The organism is Variovorax fucosicus, assembly GCF_030316825.1.
In the GTDB taxonomy this organism is placed as follows: Bacteria; Pseudomonadota; Gammaproteobacteria; order Burkholderiales; family Burkholderiaceae_C; genus Variovorax; species Variovorax fucosicus.
Window position 1 is genome coordinate 2,262,460 of record NZ_JASZYU010000001.1, and the last position, 16,523, is coordinate 2,278,982.

The following is a 16,523-nucleotide window of genomic DNA, read 5'->3' on the forward strand; positions in this document are numbered from 1 at the left end:
TTACCGCTTCGGCGCCAGATGGCCCAGCGGCAGCGCATGGCTGGCCTTGACCTCGCCGAGCGAAAAACTGGTCTGCAGGTCTTTCACGTTGGCCAAGTTCATCAGGTGCTGGCGCGCGAAGCCCGAGAAGCTGTCCAGATCCTGCGCCACGACCTGGAGCTCGAAGGTGCCGGTGCCGCTGATGTAGTGGCAGGCGACCACTTCGGGCAGCTTGCGGATCGCGTCTTCGAGCTTGCGGGTGGCGTCGCCCTGTACGCGCTCCGTGTCGACGCGCACGAAGGCGAGCACGCCCAGGCCGATCTTGTGGCGGTCGATCTCGGCGTGGTAGCCCTTGATGAAGCCGGCCTCTTCCAGCGCGCGCACGCGGCGCCAGCAGGGGGCGGCCGACAGGCCGACGCGCTGCGCAAGCTCGGCGTTGGTGAGGCGGCCATCGGCCTGCAGTTCTTGCAGGATGGCGAGGTCGAACTTATCAAGGCTTTCCATAACTGGCAATTCTAAGAAAGAATCTTTCTGAAAGCCGCGTTATCGGGGCAAAGAACGCAAACACCTGTCGCGCACCCAGGCATACACTTTGCGAGCATCATGGGCACCAGCCCTACCCGGGCCACGACCCGTCAGCCAGGCCCACAAAGCCATGCCAAATTGGAGACAGACACGATGAACGCGCCGCTACCCGAGCACATTCGCAAGGCCCTCGAAACCGTCACGCTCGACGACAAGTATTCGCTGGACTACGGCCGCGCTTTCATGAGCGGCGTGCAGGCCCTCGTGAAGCTGCCCATGCTGCAGCGCCTGCGGGATCAGCAGAACGGAAAGAACACGGCCGGCTTCATCAGCGGCTATCGCGGCTCGCCGCTCGGCGGCTACGACCAGGCGCTGTGGAAGGCCAGCAAGTACCTCAAGGCGCAGAACATCGTGTTCCAGCCGGGCGTCAATGAAGAGCTGGCGGCCACCGCGCTCTGGGGCACGCAGCAGCTTGGCTTCTCGCCCGCGGGCACCAACAAGTTCGACGGCGTGTTCGGCATCTGGTACGGCAAGGGCCCCGGCGTGGACCGCTGCTCCGACGTGTTCAAGCACGCCAACATGGCCGGCACCACCGAGTTCGGCGGCGTGATCGCGGTGGCCGGCGACGACCACATTTCCAAGAGCTCGACGGCGGCGCACCAGAGCGATCACATCTTCAAGGCCTGCGGCACGCCGGTGTTCTTTCCGACCAACGTGCAGGAAATCCTCGACCTCGGCATCCATGCCTTTGCGATGAGCCGTTTCTCGGGCATCTGGTCGGGCATGAAGACGATCCAGGAGATCGTCGAATCCAGCGCCACCGCGATGATCGACCCCGAGCGCGTCGAGATCGTCATCCCCACCGATTTCCAGATGCCGCCGGGCGGCCTGCACATCCGCTGGCCCGACCATGCGCTGGAGCAGGAGGCGCGCCTGATGCACTACAAGTGGTATGCCGCGCTGGCCTACATCCGCGCCAACCGGCTCAACCACAACACCATCGAAGGCCCGAACGACCGCTTCGGCATCATGGCCAGCGGCAAGGCCTACAACGACACGCGCCAGGCCCTGATCGATCTGGGCCTGGACGACGCCACCTGCCGCCAGCTCGGCATCCGCCTGCACAAGGTGGCGGTGGTGTGGCCGCTCGAGGCACAGCTCACGCGCGAGTTCGCGACCGGGCTGCAGGAAATCCTGGTGGTCGAAGAAAAGCGGCAGGTCATCGAATACCAGCTGAAGGAAGAGCTCTACAACTGGCGCGCCGACGTGCGCCCCAATGTGCTCGGCAAGTTCAACGAACTCGACGACGGCGATTTCTCTGGCGGTGAATGGTCGATGCCCAACCCCACCGCCAACACGCTCCTGCGTGCCAACGCCGACCTGAACCCCGCGCTGATCGCCAAGGCGATCGCGCAGCGCCTGAAGAAGCTCGGCATCCTCGACCAGGCCGGCGCCGACATGCGCGCCCGGGTCGAGGCGCAGGTGGCGATCCTCGAAGCGAAAGAGCGCTCGATGGACGTGCTGCAGGCCAGTGGCGTGACCGAAGGCCGCCAGCCCTGGTTCTGCTCGGGCTGCCCGCACAACACCAGCACCGTGGTGCCAGAAGGCTCGCGCGCCATGGGTGGCATCGGCTGCCACTTCATGGCGACCTGGATGGATCGCAGCACCATCGGCTTCACGCAGATGGGCGGCGAGGGCGTGCCATGGGTGGGCCAGCAGCCCTTCACCACCGACCAGCACATCTTTGCCAACCTGGGCGACGGCACCTACTTCCACAGCGGCCTGCTCGCGATTCGCCAGAGCATCGCGGCCGGCGTCAACATCACCTACAAGATCCTCTACAACGACGCGGTCGCCATGACTGGCGGCCAGCAGGTCGGCGAGCGGCCCGAAGGCCATTCGGTGCTGCAGATCGCAGAGAGCCTGCATGCCGAGGGCGCGATGAAGGTTGTCATCGTCACCGACGAGCCCGAGAAGTACGAGGGCGTCCATGTGCCGGGCGACAACGTCAAGATCCGCCATCGCGACGACCTGGACGAGATCCAGCGCGAGTTTCGCAAGATTTCCGGCACCACGGCCATCATCTACGACCAGACCTGCGCCACCGAAAAGCGGCGCCGCCGCAAGCGGGGCACCGCTGTCGACCCGGCCGTGCGTGTCGTCATCAACGAGCTGGTGTGCGAAGGCTGCGGCGACTGCAGCGTGCAGAGCAACTGCCTCAGCGTGGAGCCGCTTGAAACCGAATTCGGCCGCAAGCGCACCATCAACCAGAGCAGCTGCAACAAGGACATGAGCTGCCTCAAGGGCTTTTGCCCGAGCTTCGTGACCGTTGAAGGCGGCGCGCTCAAGAAGAAGTCGAAGAACAAGGCCAACTCGCCGTTCGAGATGGGCGCGATGCCCGAGCCGGTCGTGCCGACCCTGGCACCCGACCAGGTCTGGGGCATCGTGGTCGCCGGCGTCGGCGGCACGGGCGTCATCACCATCGGGCAACTGCTCGGCATGGCGGCGCACATCGAGGGCAAGGGCATCGTCACGCAGGATGCGGCGGGCCTCGCACAAAAGGGCGGCGCCACCTGGAGCCATGCGCTGATCGGCGAATCGCAGGACGCGATCCGCACCACGCGCGTCGGCACCGCGGCGGCCGACCTGATCCTGGCGGCCGATCCGCTGGTGGCGGTCAACGCCGAGACGCTGGCGCGCATGCGCGAAGGGCGCACGCACGTGGCGCTCAACACGCACAGCACGCCCACGGCTGCCTTCGTGCGCAATGCCAACTGGCAGAACCCGCAGGACGACTGCGCCAACGAAATCGCGCGTGCCGTCGGCATCGATGGCGTGGGCAGCTTCGACGCCGATGCCGCCGCCGTGGCGCTGATGGGCGACAGCCTCTATGCCAATCCGATGTTGCTGGGCTTTGCCTGGCAAAAGGGCTGGGTGCCGCTGGAATACGCGTCGCTGATGCGCGCCATCGATCTCAACAACGTCGCGATCGAGAACAACAAGACCGCCTTCGAATGGGGCCGCCGCGCCGCGCACGACCTGGCATCGGTGCAAAAGCTGGTGTCGCCGGGCCAGGTGATCGAGTTCAAGAAGCGCGACACGGTCGAGAGCCTGGTCAAGCGCCGCGTCGAGTTCCTCACCGGCTACCAGAACGCGGCCTATGCCGAGCACTACCGTGCCTTTGTCGGCAAGGTGCAGCAGGCCGAAAGCGCCGCCACCGGCAAGACCAGCCTGACCGAGGCCACGGCGCGCTACCTGTTCAAGCTGATGGCGTACAAGGACGAGTACGAGGTCGCGCGGCTGCACACCGACACCGCCTTCCTCGACCGCGTCAATGGCATGTTCGAGGGCGACTTCAAGCTCAACTACCACCTCGCCCCGCCGATCATCGCGAAGAAGAACGCCAAGGGCGAACTGCAAAAGCGCAAGTTCGGCCCGGCGATGCTGACTGGCTTCCGCTTCCTCGCCAGGCTCAAGGGCCTGCGTGGCACGGCGCTGGACATCTTCGGCCGCACCGAAGAGCGCAAGACCGAGCGCGCCCTGATCGGCGAGTACCGCGCCAGCATCGAGGAAGTGCTGGCCGGGTTGAACGCGGCCAATCACGAGACGGCGCTGGCCATCGCCAGCCTGCCCGAGCAGATCCGCGGCTATGGCCATGTGAAGGAGCGCAACCTGGCTGCCGCGCGCATCCGCCGGGCCGAGTTGCTGGCGAAATGGCGCGATCCGCAGGCCGGGCGGGTGGCCGCCTGACCGTGCGCTGAAAGCCCCGTCCACGGCGCCGGATTAGCGCCAACCGGCGCCGACCCCGCCGAATACAATGCCGGGTGCTGCGCGCGGGCCTGCCCCGCGCCGCGGGGTCGCATGCTGCGGCCGCGGAACTGCGGGCCGGGCCCGCGTTCCTACCTTCCCTCTGCTGGAGACTCTCTTGTTCATTTCCTCTGCTTTTGCCCAGGCTGCCGCCCCCGCTGCCGGTGGTGGCGACATGTTGTCCTCGCTCAGCAGCATGCTGCCGCTGGTGCTGATGTTCGTGGTGCTCTATTTCGTGATGATCCGCCCGCAAATGAAGCGCCAGAAGGAAGCGCGCGCCATGATCGAGGCGCTGGCCAAGGGCGACGAAGTCGCCACCGCCGGCGGCGTGCTCGGCAAGATCACCTCGATCGGCGACCAGTACCTCGGTCTCGAGATCGCCAACGGCGTCGAGATCCGGATCCAGCGCAGCGCGGTTGTTCAGGTGCTGCCCAAGGGCGCGATCAAGTAATGCTCGCCCCCAGGCTGCGCGGCACTTCGTGTCCGCTTCGCCTACCCCCTACCGGGGGCGCTGCCAGTGGCCCGGCAAAGCCGGATCCACGGCAGCCCACGAATCAACGCGCCACGCGTTTCAAGGCTGAAAGATGAACCGCTACCCGGTCTGGAAATACACGGTCATCGTGATCGTGCTTCTTTTGGGGCTCGTCTACGCCCTGCCCAATTTCTTCGGCGAGGCGCCCGCGGTGCAGGTGTCGGCCGCCAAGTCCACCGTCAAGGTCGATGCCGCCACGCTGGCGCGCATCCAGGAAACGCTCAAGGCGGCCGGCCTCACGCCAGGCAAGATTGCGCTCGAAGGTACGTCGGTGCGGGCCAGCTTCGGCAGCACCGACGAGCAGCTCAAAGCGCAGGACGCGCTGCAGCGCGCGCTGGCGCCCAGCAGCGACGATCCTTCCTACGTCGTCACGCCGGGGTCGGTGTCGCGCTCGCCGGGTTGGCTCACCGCGCTGCATGCCTACCCGATGTACCTCGGCCTGGATCTGCGCGGCGGGGTCGACTTCCTGCTGCAGGTTGACATGAAGGGCGTGCTCGATAAGAAGGCCGAGTCCTTCGCCGGCGACATCCGCACCGCCCTGCGCGACAAGAGCGTCCGCGGTACGGCCGTCACCCGAAACGGGCAGACCGTCGAAGTGCGGATGCGCGACGCGGCCAGCCTCGAGATCACCAAACAGCTGATGCAGGACCAGTTTGCCGACCTGAGCACGGTCGACAGCCAGGAAGGCAGCGACTGGAAGATCGTCGGCTCGATCAAGCCGGAGGCGGCACGCCGCCTGCAGGACGCGGCGCTCAAGCAGAACATCACCACCCTGCACAACCGGATCAACGAACTCGGCGTGGCCGAGCCCGTGATCCAGCAGCAGGGCATCGACCGCATCGTGGTGCAACTGGCCGGCGTACAGGATCCGGCCCGTGCCGAGGCCATCCTGGGCCGCACAGCCACGCTCGAAATGCGCATGGTCGACGAGAGTGCCGAAGGCCGCGCGGCCGAAACCGGCAGCGGGCCGGTGCCGTTCGGCTCCGAGCGGTTTCTCGATCGCACCGGCCGGCCGGTGATCGTCAAGAAGCAGGTGCTCGTGACCGGCGAGAACCTCACCGACGCGCAACCCGGCTTCGACTCCCAGAGCAACCAGCCCAAGGTCGACCTGACGATGGACGCCAAGGGCGGCCGCATCATGCGCGACGTGAGCCGCGAGAACTACAAGAAGCGCATGGCCATGCTGATCTTCGAAAAGGGCAAGGGCGAAGTGCTCACCGCCCCGTCGATCAACGGCGAGTTGGGCAACCGCTTCCAGATTTCCGGCTCGATGAGCGTGGTGGAAGCCAACGACCTGGCGCTGCTGCTGCGCGCCGGCTCGCTGGCCGCGCCGATGGAGATCATCCAGAAGCGCACGATCGGCCCGAGCCTGGGTGCCGACAACATCAAGAAGGGTTTCGAGAGCGTGATGTACGGCTTTGCCGCCATCATGGTCTTCATGTGCATCTACTACATGCTGTTCGGCATGTTCTCGTCGATCGCGCTGGCGGTGAACCTGCTGCTGCTGGTGGCGATCCTGTCGATCCTGCAGGCCACGCTCACCCTGCCCGGCATCGCGGCCATGGCGCTGGCCATCGGCGTGGCGATCGACTCCAACGTGCTGATCAACGAACGCGTGCGCGAGGAACTGCGCAACGGCGCCTCGCCGCAGGCCGCCATCCACGCCGGCTACGACCGCGCCTGGGGCACCATCCTCGACTCGAACGTGACCACGCTGATTGCCGGCATCGCGCTGCTGGCCTTCGGCTCGGGCCCGGTACGCGGCTTCGCGGTGGTGCACTGCATCGGCATCGTCACCTCGATGTTCTCGGCGGTGTTTTTCTCGCGTGGCCTGGTGAACCTCTGGTACGGCCGCAAGAAGAAGCTCAAGACGCTGTCGATCGGCACGGTCTGGAAGCCCAAGACCGATACCGATTCCACGGCCGTGGCCGAAGCAAAGTAAGAGGCACGCCATGGAATTCTTCAGAATCCACAAGACCATTCCGTTCATGCGCTATGCGCTGGTGCTGAACATCATTTCGTTCGCCACCTTCGCGCTCGCTGTGTTTTTCCTGCTGCATCGCGGCCTGCACCTTTCGGTGGAGTTCACGGGTGGCACCGTGATGGACGTGGCCTACCAGCAGTCGGCCGATGTCGGCAAGGTGCGCGAAACCGTCAGCAAGCTCGGCTATCCCGACGTGCAGGTGCAGGGCTTCGGCTCGACACGCGACGTGCAGATCCGCCTGCCGGTCCAGAAGGGCATGAGCGCATCCCAGCAGAGCACCCAGGTGATGGACGCGCTGAAGGCGGCCGATCCGGGTGTGGAACTGCGCGCCAACGAGTTCGTCGGCCCGCAGGTCGGCGACGAACTCACGACCAACGGGCTCAAGGCGCTCGCCATGGTGGTGGTCGGCATCATGATCTACCTGGCCATCCGCTTCGAATGGAAGTTCGCCGTCGCGACCGTGCTGGCCAACCTGCACGACGTGGTGATCATCCTGGGCTTTTTCGCCTTCTTCCAGTGGGAGTTCTCGCTCGCGGTGCTGGCGGCGGTGCTGGCGGTGCTGGGCTATTCGGTCAACGAATCGGTGGTGATCTTCGACCGGGTGCGCGAGAACTTCCGGCGCTACCGCAAGATGACCACGGTCGAGATCATCGACAACGCGATCACCTCCACCATCAGCCGGACCATCATCACCCACGGCTCCACCCAGCTGGTGGTGCTGTCGATGTTCTTCTTCGGCGGCCCGACGCTGCACTACTTCGCGCTGGCGCTGACCATCGGCATCCTGTTCGGTATCTACTCTTCGGCCTTCGTCGCGGCGGCGATCGCGATGTGGCTCGGCGTCAAGCGCGAAGACCTGGTCAAGGGCCCCGTCAAGCGCGACGGTGACCCCGAAGACCCGAATTCGGGCGCCGTGGTGTGAGGCGGCCGGCCGAATTTCGGGCAACCGAGCATGCGGCGGGTCTTGTGCCAAATGCCTTCCCGATGCAAGCTCGGCGCCTACTCCCGCATTTTTGAGCTGTCCTGAACCTTCATGAGCACCGTGAGGCCTCCCGCCACCTCCCTGCAACTTGCCCGAGAGACGCGTGAGCGCTTTGTGGCTGCGACCGGCGGTGTGATCGCGCCTGCCGCATCGGCGATCCGCGAGCGGCTGACGGCGCTGTCGCAACAGGTCACCAATGCGCGGGAAATGCAGGAACATCGCGACGATTTCATCGCGTTCCAGACCAAGGCGTCGAACTGGGTGTCCCTGACGCAGGAGGGCTGGCGCAAGGCGCTGGCCCAGGCTGCGACTGGCAGCGGGTCGCTCAATTCGCTGTCACGGCTCGAACTGATCGGCGACGAGGTGGTGGAAAACAACATCCTGTCGTCGCGGCTCGCGCTGGTGATCCAGGACAAGGCCAGCTTCGAGCTCAACGACCTGCGACTGCGCATCCAGTCTCTCGAAGGCACCAGCGAGCTCGACGCCAAGGACGTGCTGCGCCCCGAGGCCCTGGCCAAGATGCTGGTGGAGCAGTGGCTGGCCGCCGGGCTGTCGCGCCAACTCTGGACCAAGGTTCAGGATGTCGTGCACCAGCGGCTGCTCGAGGTGGTGGTGGCGGCGTACAAGGAGGCCAACGCCTTCCTGATCAGCAAGGGCGTGATGCCCGAAATCGACCTGAAGAGCTTCGTCAGGCGCACCGGCGGGGTGACCAACACGGGCCCCGGTGCGATCGGCAGCAGTTTTGTGAGCAGTGGCGTGCCACCCACCAGCCCTGGCGGCATGTCGAGTCAGCGCTTCGCCGGCCAGCAATTCGGCTTCGGCGCGCCGCCGGGCAGTTTTGCGCCTGCCGCCATTGGCGTCACGTCGGGCCAGGTGGTGGGCGCCGGCCACGGCGCGGGTGGTGCCGACGGCCCGACCGGCGGCTCGCCGCTGCTGATGGCACGCCACCGTGCGCAGGGCGTGCTGCTCAACCTCAAGCGCTTTGTCACCGCGCGCATCGGCGGCGACTTCACGACACGCGGTGGGGTGCAAAGCGGCGGAGGCGGCGTGGCCGGCCCGGGCATGGGCGGCGGCGGCATGGCCGGTGGTGGCGCAGGGGGTGCCGTATTTGCTGCCGCCATTGCCGATGCCGAGGCGGCCTACCAGATCGCTGCCTCGCAGTACGTGCTCGGCGACGAGGCCACAGCGGTGCAGCAAACCGCGCTCGATATCCGCCGGCGCACCGCCGAACTCAAGAAAAAGGCACCGACCACGGCCGACAAGGCCACGGTCGAGATCGTGGCCCTGATGTTCCAGGCGATCCTGGCCGAAGAACGCATTCCGTTTTCGGCACGCGTCTGGTTCGCCCGTCTGCAGATGCCGGTGCTGCGGGTGGCCATTGCCGAGCCCGAGTTCTTCGGCACGCTGCAGCACCCTGCGCGCATGCTGATCGACCGCATGGGCTCCTGCGTGATGGGTTTCGACGCCGCCGCGATCTCGGGCAGCGCCCTCGAAGGCGAGATCCGCCGCGTGGTGCAGGTGATCGAGCAATACCCCGAGACCGGCCAGCGCGTGTTCAAGCTGGTGTTCGACGAATTCGTCGCCTTCCTCAACAAGTACCTGACGCAGAGCGATGCCACCCAGCGCCTGATGAGCGTGGCGCAGCAGGTCGAGCAGAAGGAAACGATGGCGATCCAGTACACCATCGAGTTGCGCAAGATGCTCAACGACATGCCGGTACGCGAGGAAATCCGCGAGTTCCTGTTCAAGGTCTGGGCCGAGGTGCTGGCCATCGCCGCGCTGCGTTATGGCGGCCAGGACGAGCAGACGGTCACGCTCAAGCGTGCCGCCTCCGAACTGGTGTGGGCCGCGAGCGCCAAGCCCAACCGCAACGACCGCACCCGTGTGATCCAGGATCTGCCCAAGCTGCTGCAGCGCCTGCGCGCCGGCATGACCCTGCTGGGCATCGTCGGTGATCCGCAGGAAGCGCACATCAAGATCATCGGCGGGACGCTGTCGGACGCGTTCATGTCGAAGACCGAGGCCATTCCGCAGGCCCAGATCGAAGCCATGGCCCAGCGCCTGAGCAACCTTGAAGATTTCGTGACCGATGAAGGTGGCGAGTCCTCGGGCGAATTGCCGATGGACGAGGCCAGCATCGAACTGCTGCTGGGCGTCGACGCGGCATCGATCGAGGTGATTCCGAACGCCGGCAGCAAGGTCAGCGAAGACATGCTGGCCTGGGCGCACGAACTGCAGGTTGGCACCTGGTTCATGCTGGATCACAACGGCCAGGTCAACCAGGTGCAGTTCGTCTGGCGCAGCGACCGGAAACAGCTGCACCTGTTCGCCTCGACCCATGGCCGCAGCTTCCTGATCCAGGCCGGGCGGCTGGCTTCCTATCTGCAGGCCGGCCTGCTGGTGCCCGCCGAAGAGGAAACCCTCACCGTGCGCGCCACGCGCGAGGCGCTGGCCAAGCTGGACGCGAACCCCGAGCGGCTGCTGAACTAGTAGGCAGGAACTGGCAGGTAGAGCCGCTCAGTGGGCGGTGCGGCCTTCGCGACCCTCGCACAGCTCGTCGAGCACCAGCGCGTCGGGCTCGATGCCGGTGCTCCAGTGCACCATCAACACGATGATCTTGAGTTCGTCGAGCGCAACCGGGTCGCCGGGCGCGGCCATCGCACGCTCGATCACGATCTCGCGCAGCCCGCCTGTGAGCACGCCGGCAGTTTCGAGAAAGCTGATGAACCCAAGGCATTCGGCGCCCAGATGATCCTGTTCGGCGCTGGAGTACACCCGCATCGCGCTGGCCGATTGGGGCAGGGCGGCTTCGCCGGTGCCGCGCAGCGTGACGGTGCCGGACGTCCCGTCGGCATCGCGCGCCACCTGCACGCCTTGCGTCGCGAGACTCAGCCCGTCGAGCCATTGCAGCGCGTCACGGATCTCGTCGGGGTCGAAGCCGTGCGCGCTGAGCTTGCGGCCCAGTTGCTCGGGTTCGGGGCACGCGTCGCCGCGCCAGTAGTTTTCATAGACGAACACGAGCACTTCGAACATGGCCCCAATATAGCCCACCATCCGGCGTGGCCCGCCGATCCTGCGTTGTGCCGGCGCGACGTGCGGGTTCAGGCCGACGCGCTGCGCTGGAACAGGCCGCCCGGCAAGCGGGCCACGTGGCCGTCCAGTTCGAGTTCGAGCAGCTGGGCCTGAAGATCGCCGGCGCTCCAGCCGGTGCGGGCACTCAGCGCATCGAGGCTCACCGGGTCGTGGCCGAGCGCGTCGAGCAAGGGGTTCTGCGGGTCGAAAAGACCGGCGGCGGCTGCCGGCCGGGCGTCGGACGCCGCGAAATTCAGGGTGTTCGGTAGCCGCAGCTCTTCCAGAATGTCGTGCACCGACTCGACCAGCTTGGCGCCCTGGCGGATCAGCGCATGGCAGCCGCGCGATTGCGGCGCGTGGATCGAGCCGGGGATCGCGAACACATCCTTGCCCTGCTCCGCCGCCAGCCGCGCCGTGATCAGCGAGCCTGATTGCAGCGCCGCTTCCACCACCAGCGTGCCCTGCGAGAGGCCCGCGATGAGCCGGTTGCGTTTCGGAAAGTTCTGCGTGAGCGGCGGTGTGCCCAGCGGAAACTCGCTGATCAGCATGCCCCGCCGCACGATGCGCCGCGCCAGATCGCGGTGGCGCGCCGGGTAGACACGGTCCAGGCCGGTGCCGACCAGCGCAACGGTGGCGAGCTTCGGCGCGTCGCCGGCTGCATCGAGTGCGCCCTCGTGCGCGGCACCGTCGATGCCAAGCGCCAGACCCGACACGACGACGATCTGCGCCTCGCCGAGCGCGCGTGCAAATGCCCGCGCGTTCGAAGCGCCCTGCGGCGTCGGGTTGCGGCTGCCGACCACGCCAAGGCTGCGGCCTAGCTGGGTCAGGTCGAACGCCGGGGCGCCCAGCGTGTAGAGGAGCAGGGGCGGGTCGGCCATCTCCAGCAGCGCCGCCGGATAGCCCGGGTCGCCCAGGGTCACGATGCGGCGCGCGGCTCCGGTGTCATCGGTGCCGTCGAGCCACTGCCAGGTTTGATCCACCAACGCATCGAGTGCAGGTGGCGGCTCGCACAGCGCCGCAGCCCGGGCGTCGGAGGTCACCTGCGCGAGCACTCCCACCGGCTGGACAAACACGGCGGCGGGCAGGCCGAATGCCGCCAGCAGCTTGCGCGCCGCGGCGTTGCCAATACCCGGCGTCAGCGAGAGCCGCAGCCAGCCCGCGAGTTCTGCGCGCTCCACGAAAGCCGCGGCAGTTTAAGGATTGACGAGCAGGTCGCCGGCCTTCGGCGTGTCGTTGATCTCGAGCACCAGGGCGTAGGAGACCTTCTCGAACGGGCGGAACACCATCAGCAGGCCGATGCGTTCGTTCGGCAGCTTGAGCGTGTCCTTGCCGCCGCCGGTGCGGTCGATGATGGTTTCGCCGTTCTTGAGGATGGCCATCACGTGGCCACTTTCGATGCCGTCGCGGATGCCCTTGTTGATCGCCACCACCTGGTTCTGCGCGGCGAACTGCACGGCGTTGCCGTAGACCGAGACGATGCGCCCATCGGTGATGGGGTCGATCGGCGCGCGCGGCGTGTAGCTGAGCAGCTGGCGCGGCGGCTCGGGCAGCAGGCGGTCGCCGGCGCGTATTTCTTCGCGCGCGGCCACGATGTCGATGGTGGCAGGCACCACGTTGGTGACCTCCTTGCCGGCCTCCATCATGGTCTGGGTCGACTCGCTGCGCTGCAACTGGGCCTTGCCGACGTATTGCGCTTCGTAGCCGAGGATTTCGCTGGTGGCCGGATCCTTCAGCGGCGTGGCCGTACGGAACACGCGGAACTGATTGATCGGGCCGGCCTTTTCGAGCAGCGGTGCATTCGGCTCGCCGCGCGCATAGGCGCGGTCGCCGCGCGACAGCAGCACGCGGCTGTCGTTGCCGGCCACGATGCGCGGGGCCGTCTTGAGGGTGTCTTCGTCGACCACGATCGGCTCGCTGAGAAACGGCTCGATCAGCGCCGGATTCAGCGTCGGCAGCGCCAGCCCCGTGACGGTGTCCTGGCGGGTGCGCGGCGACAGCTTGATGGTGCCACCCTCACCCGAGCCGCCGCCGCGGCGCAGCGTCAGGCGGGCACGGCCGCCGGTCTTGTCGAGGAACAGCACCTGGCCCGGGTAGATCCGGTGCGGATTGGCGATGTCGCTGAGGTTCATGCCCCAGAGTTCGGGCCAGCGCCACGGGCTCCTCAGGTACAGGCGCGAAATGGCCCAGAGCGTGTCGCCGGACTTGACCGTGTATTCGTCGGGCGCGTTCGGCGTCAACTCGCTCAGCGGAATGCCGGTTTGGGCAGTCTGCTGCGCGGTCGCGCGCTGCGCCGGCGTGACGGGATAGTTTTGTGCGTTCGCGACGGTCGCGCTGCCGAGCAGTGCCAATGCGCCGAGCGTGGCAAGGATGTTGGGGCGCAGGCCAGCGTTGAGTCGGGTTGTTTTCATGGTTTGATGGTGTGCACACACTGCGCCACGCCGGGCGAAACGAATCCTCACAATTTGCAACGAATTTTGCGCTGAAGCCCTTGATTGGGCAACGTTTATCCCCTTCGGGCGCCGCGCGCCGTCGCGGAATTGGCGAAAATAGCCACAACTTTCGCACGCTTTCATGGCCAAACGACCCATTCTGAGTTTCCCCGACAAGCGTCTGCACACGGTGGCCAAGCCCGTGCAGGGCGTCGATGCGCGCATCAAGACCCTGGTGGCCGACATGCTGGAAACCATGTACGACGCGCATGGTATCGGGCTCGCGGCCACCCAGGTCGACGTTCATGAGCGGCTGGTGGTGATCGATGTGTCGGAAGAACGCAACGAACCGCTGGTGCTGATCAATCCCGAGATCGTCTGGGCCAGCGACGAAAAGGTGCTGAACGAAGAGGGCTGTCTCTCGGTGCCCGGCATCTACGACGGGGTCGAACGCGCCACTGCCGTGCGTTGCACCGCGCTCGACCTCGACGGCGAGCTTCGCACCGTCGAGGCCGAAGGCCTGCTCGCGGTCTGCATCCAGCACGAACTCGACCATTTGCTCGGCAAGGTGTTCGTCGAATACCTCTCGCCGCTCAAGCGCAACCGCATCAAGAGCAAGCTGCTCAAGGCGCAGCGCGAAGAACAGCGCGAAGGGCGCGAATGAACGTGCCGCGTGGCGGACGAGTGCTCGCCCTGGTGGCGCTGGCGTTCGCACTGACGGCCTGCATCAGCGAACCGACCCGCCTGCCGCCCAATACCAGCAAGGCCGAGGCCCTGCAGCGGCTGGGCACACCGACCGCCGTGTACGCCTTGCCGAACGGCGTCGAGCGTCTGCAGTATTCGCGCGCACCTTCGGGGTTCGAGGTCAGCAACGTCGATGTCGATGCCGCCGGCCGGGTGTTCTCGGTGCGACAGGAACTCGACGAAGGCCTGTTCGCCAGCACCATCCGCCCCGGCGTCTGGCGCGAGGCCGACATCCTGCGCACGTATGGCCGCCCCTTCGAGGTCACGCGCGTGTCGTCCTTCGACGGCGGGGTCTGGGCCTGGCGCTACAAGGCGCAGAACTCGCGTCGGCTGCTCTATATCTATGTAGACCCCCAGGGCCTGGTGCAGTACTACAACGTGGGTGACGACCTGTCGCTCGAAATTCTGGTTCGTTGAAGTCTGCGAGCACCGCTTGAGAGTCATTTTTGCGGGGACACCCGCCTTTGCCGCCATTGCCCTGGCGCAGCTTGCCGCCGCGGGCCACGAGATCGTGCTGGTGCTGACCCAGCCCGACCGGCCTGCCGGCCGCGGCCTCAGGCTGCAGGCGTCCCCGGTCAAGGAACTGGCGCTGAAAAACGGCTGGCCGGTCGCGCAGCCGCGCAGCCTGCGGCTCGACGGAAAGTACCCCGACGACGCGGCGGCGGCAGCCGAAGCGCTGCGCGCCGCGCGTGCCGACGTGATGGTGGTCGCGGCCTACGGCTTGATCCTGCCGCAATGGGTGCTGGACGTGCCGAGGCTGGGCTGCCTGAACATCCATGGCAGCCTGCTGCCGCGCTGGCGTGGCGCCGCGCCGATCCACCGCGCGATCGAGGCGGGCGACGTGGAGACCGGCATCACGATCATGCAGATGGATGCCGGCCTCGACACCGGCGACATGCTGCTGCGCGAGGCGCTGGCCATCGGCGACGACAGCACGGCCAAGCTGCACGACCGGCTGGCCGACATGGGTGGCCGGCTGATCGTCGAGGCGCTGCGCCTGGCCGAAGCCGGCGCATTGCAGCCCGTCGCGCAGCCGGCTGAAGGTGTGACCTACGCCCACAAGGTCGAAAAGCACGAAGCGAAGATCGACTGGGCCCAGCCGGCGGAGGCCATCGTGCGCCGCATTCGCGCCTTCGACCCCTTTCCCGGCGCCACCAGCCCACTCGACGGCGAGGCCGTCAAGTTCTGGGCGGCCCGCGTCCAGTCCGGCTCGGCCGGCGAACAACCCGGAACCATTCTGGCCGTGGCGCCCAGCGGCATTGCGGTGGCGGCTGGCAACTCGGTCGTACTGGTGACGGAGCTGCAGCGCGCCGGCGGCAAACGCCTTGCGGCCGCCGACTTTCTGCGCGGCTTCGACGTCAAGGCCGGCCAGGTTTTCGGGCTCTGACGGGTGTTCTTCCTCGCCAGCGTCCGCAACCAGCCCACCTTTCGCCAGGGCGCCCGCGAGATGGCGCCGCTCGCCCTCGGCATCTCGGCCTGGGGCCTGATGACCGGCGTGGCGATGGTGCAGTCGGGCATGAGCGTGGTCGAGGCGGTGGCCATGACGCTGCTGGTCTACGCCGGCAGTTCGCAACTTGCCGCAATCCCGTTGCTGGTGGGGGGTGCGCCAGGCTGGGTGATTCTGGCCACGGGCTTCTGCGTGAACCTGCGCTTCGTGGTGTTCAGTCTGCACCTGCGGCCCTATCTGATGCACCTGCCGCGCTGGCGCCGGCTGGTCAACGGCTACCTGACGGCCGACCTGAGCTATGCGCTGTTCACGCGCCGCTACCCGGTGCCGGCCGACGACGCGGCAGGCCGCGCCGCGCAGGAGGCCTACCTCGCAGGCGGCTGCTGCGTGACCTGGTGCTCGTGGATGGGGCTCAGCCTGCTCGGCGTGACGCTGGCGAACTTCATTCCACTGGCGTGGGGGCTGGGCTTCGCGGGCGTGCTGAGCCTGGTCGGCATCCTCTGCTCGATGGCCACCAGCCGGCTGCGAATGCTGGCCATTGCCATCGCGGGAGGCACCGCGGTCGCGGCCTACAGCCTGCCGCTCAAGCTCAACATCGTGGTCGGCATCGGCGTGGCGGTTCTGCTCTGCTTCTGGTTCGAGCGGCAGCTCGGGCTCGATCCCAACGAAGGAGACGAGGCATGAAAGGTGTGACGGATGCCTGGACGCTGCTGATCATCGTCGGCCTGGCCGGCGTCAGCGTGCTCACGCGCTGCTTCTTCTTCATCCTTGACCGGCCCTGGGGTTTTCCGCCGTGGGCGCACCGGGCGCTGCACTACGCACCGGTGGCTGCGCTGGCGGCGGTGGTGATTCCCGAGATCGTCATGACGCAGGGACACTTCATCTCGACCTGGCGGGATGGCCGGCTCTTTGCGGCCGCGGCCGGCGCCGCCTACTACTTCTGGCGCCGCGGCGTGCTTGGCACCATCGTGGTCGGCATGGCGGTCTACCTGCCGCTGCATCTGTGGCTCGGCTGGTAGGCG

General features: G+C 66.8%; 14 protein-coding genes. 10 read left to right on the forward strand and 4 right to left on the reverse strand.

The features are described 5' to 3' along the window. Nucleotides 1–483, reverse strand: a complete 483-nt coding sequence (locus QTI05_RS10790) for an Lrp/AsnC family transcriptional regulator (RefSeq protein ID WP_286540161.1) — start codon at nt 481–483, stop codon at nt 1–3. A gap of 174 nt (nt 484–657) precedes the next feature. Here QTI05_RS10790 and QTI05_RS10795 point away from each other — a divergent pair, with 174 nt between their 5' ends. The 5 genes from QTI05_RS10795 (at nt 658) to QTI05_RS10815 (ending at nt 10,299) form a co-directional block, all read left to right on the forward strand. Next, entirely contained in the window at nt 658–4,254 is a 3,597-nt protein-coding gene (locus tag QTI05_RS10795) for an indolepyruvate ferredoxin oxidoreductase family protein (RefSeq protein WP_286624374.1), read from the forward strand. Nucleotides 4,255–4,429: 175 nt separating this feature from the next. Further along, entirely contained in the window at nt 4,430–4,762 is a 333-nt protein-coding gene (gene yajC, locus QTI05_RS10800) for a preprotein translocase subunit YajC (protein WP_286540157.1), read from the forward strand. Between the two features lie 133 nt (nt 4,763–4,895). Beyond that, nucleotides 4,896–6,785: a protein translocase subunit SecD gene (secD, locus tag QTI05_RS10805; protein ID WP_286624376.1), complete on the forward strand. Its 1,890-nt coding sequence runs from the start codon at nt 4,896–4,898 to the stop codon at nt 6,783–6,785. 10 nt (nt 6,786–6,795) lie between these two features. Next, entirely contained in the window at nt 6,796–7,749 is a 954-nt protein-coding gene (secF, locus tag QTI05_RS10810; protein ID WP_286540155.1) for a protein translocase subunit SecF, read from the forward strand. A gap of 111 nt (nt 7,750–7,860) precedes the next feature. Further along, nucleotides 7,861–10,299 carry a DUF1631 family protein gene (locus QTI05_RS10815; RefSeq protein ID WP_286624377.1) on the forward strand — a complete coding sequence of 813 codons (2,439 nt, stop codon included), beginning with the start codon at nt 7,861–7,863 and terminating at the stop codon, nt 10,297–10,299. 27 nt (nt 10,300–10,326) lie between these two features. Here the strand turns inward: QTI05_RS10815 and QTI05_RS10820 are convergent, their stop codons facing one another. From QTI05_RS10820 to QTI05_RS10830, 3 genes are all read right to left on the reverse strand, one after another. Beyond that, nucleotides 10,327–10,842, reverse strand: coding sequence for a Smg family protein (locus QTI05_RS10820; protein WP_286540150.1), 516 nt, complete (start codon nt 10,840–10,842; stop codon nt 10,327–10,329). Nucleotides 10,843–10,910: 68 nt separating this feature from the next. Beyond that, a complete protein-coding gene (dprA, locus tag QTI05_RS10825) occupies nt 10,911–12,059 on the reverse strand; it encodes a DNA-processing protein DprA (protein ID WP_286624378.1) in 1,149 nt (382 codons plus the stop codon). A gap of 15 nt (nt 12,060–12,074) precedes the next feature. Next, nucleotides 12,075–13,289, reverse strand: a complete 1,215-nt coding sequence (locus QTI05_RS10830) for a LysM peptidoglycan-binding domain-containing protein (RefSeq protein WP_286624380.1) — start codon at nt 13,287–13,289, stop codon at nt 12,075–12,077. A 163-nt stretch (nt 13,290–13,452) separates the two neighbouring features. On the opposite strand from QTI05_RS10830, the gene def reads away from it, so the two are divergent. The 5 genes from def to QTI05_RS10855 are packed head-to-tail and all read left to right on the forward strand — an operon-like array spanning nt 13,453 to nt 16,520. Then, entirely contained in the window at nt 13,453–13,974 is a 522-nt protein-coding gene (gene def / locus QTI05_RS10835) for a peptide deformylase (protein WP_286540146.1), read from the forward strand. Further along, complete coding sequence (locus tag QTI05_RS10840; protein ID WP_286540145.1) at nt 13,971–14,471, forward strand: hypothetical protein; 501 nt, start codon at nt 13,971–13,973, stop codon at nt 14,469–14,471. The genes def and QTI05_RS10840 overlap by 4 nt, the downstream gene beginning before the upstream one ends. Before the next feature lie 16 nt (nt 14,472–14,487). Then, on the forward strand, nt 14,488–15,441 hold the full coding sequence (fmt, locus tag QTI05_RS10845; protein ID WP_286624382.1) for a methionyl-tRNA formyltransferase: 954 nt from the start codon (nt 14,488–14,490) through the stop codon (nt 15,439–15,441). A 60-nt stretch (nt 15,442–15,501) separates the two neighbouring features. Beyond that, a complete protein-coding gene (locus tag QTI05_RS10850) occupies nt 15,502–16,185 on the forward strand; it encodes an AzlC family ABC transporter permease (protein ID WP_444812894.1) in 684 nt (227 codons plus the stop codon). Beyond that, nucleotides 16,182–16,520 (forward strand): AzlD domain-containing protein, encoded by a 339-nt coding sequence (locus tag QTI05_RS10855; protein ID WP_286624387.1) that lies wholly within the window; start codon nt 16,182–16,184, stop codon nt 16,518–16,520. Before QTI05_RS10850 ends, QTI05_RS10855 begins: the two co-directional genes overlap by 4 nt. The last annotated feature ends 3 nt before the right edge of the window (nt 16,521–16,523 follow it).

Excerpts from the sequence above, each read along its gene's own strand:
- QTI05_RS10790 (WP_286540161.1), bottom strand. The coding sequence starts at position 483 with ATGGAAAGCCTTGATAAGTTCGACCTCGCCATCCTGCAAGAACTGCAG.
- QTI05_RS10795 (WP_286624374.1), top strand. The coding sequence starts at position 658 with ATGAACGCGCCGCTACCCGAGCACATTCGCAAGGCCCTCGAAACCGTC.
- secD (WP_286624376.1), top strand. The coding sequence starts at position 4,896 with ATGAACCGCTACCCGGTCTGGAAATACACGGTCATCGTGATCGTGCTT.
- secF (WP_286540155.1), top strand. The coding sequence starts at position 6,796 with ATGGAATTCTTCAGAATCCACAAGACCATTCCGTTCATGCGCTATGCG.
- QTI05_RS10815 (WP_286624377.1), top strand. The coding sequence starts at position 7,861 with ATGAGCACCGTGAGGCCTCCCGCCACCTCCCTGCAACTTGCCCGAGAG.
- QTI05_RS10820 (WP_286540150.1), bottom strand. The coding sequence starts at position 10,842 with ATGTTCGAAGTGCTCGTGTTCGTCTATGAAAACTACTGGCGCGGCGAC.
- QTI05_RS10830 (WP_286624380.1), bottom strand. The coding sequence starts at position 13,289 with ATGAAAACAACCCGACTCAACGCTGGCCTGCGCCCCAACATCCTTGCC.
- def (WP_286540146.1), top strand. The coding sequence starts at position 13,453 with ATGGCCAAACGACCCATTCTGAGTTTCCCCGACAAGCGTCTGCACACG.
- QTI05_RS10840 (WP_286540145.1), top strand. The coding sequence starts at position 13,971 with ATGAACGTGCCGCGTGGCGGACGAGTGCTCGCCCTGGTGGCGCTGGCG.
- QTI05_RS10850 (WP_444812894.1), top strand. The coding sequence starts at position 15,502 with ATGGCGCCGCTCGCCCTCGGCATCTCGGCCTGGGGCCTGATGACCGGC.
- QTI05_RS10855 (WP_286624387.1), top strand. The coding sequence starts at position 16,182 with ATGAAAGGTGTGACGGATGCCTGGACGCTGCTGATCATCGTCGGCCTG.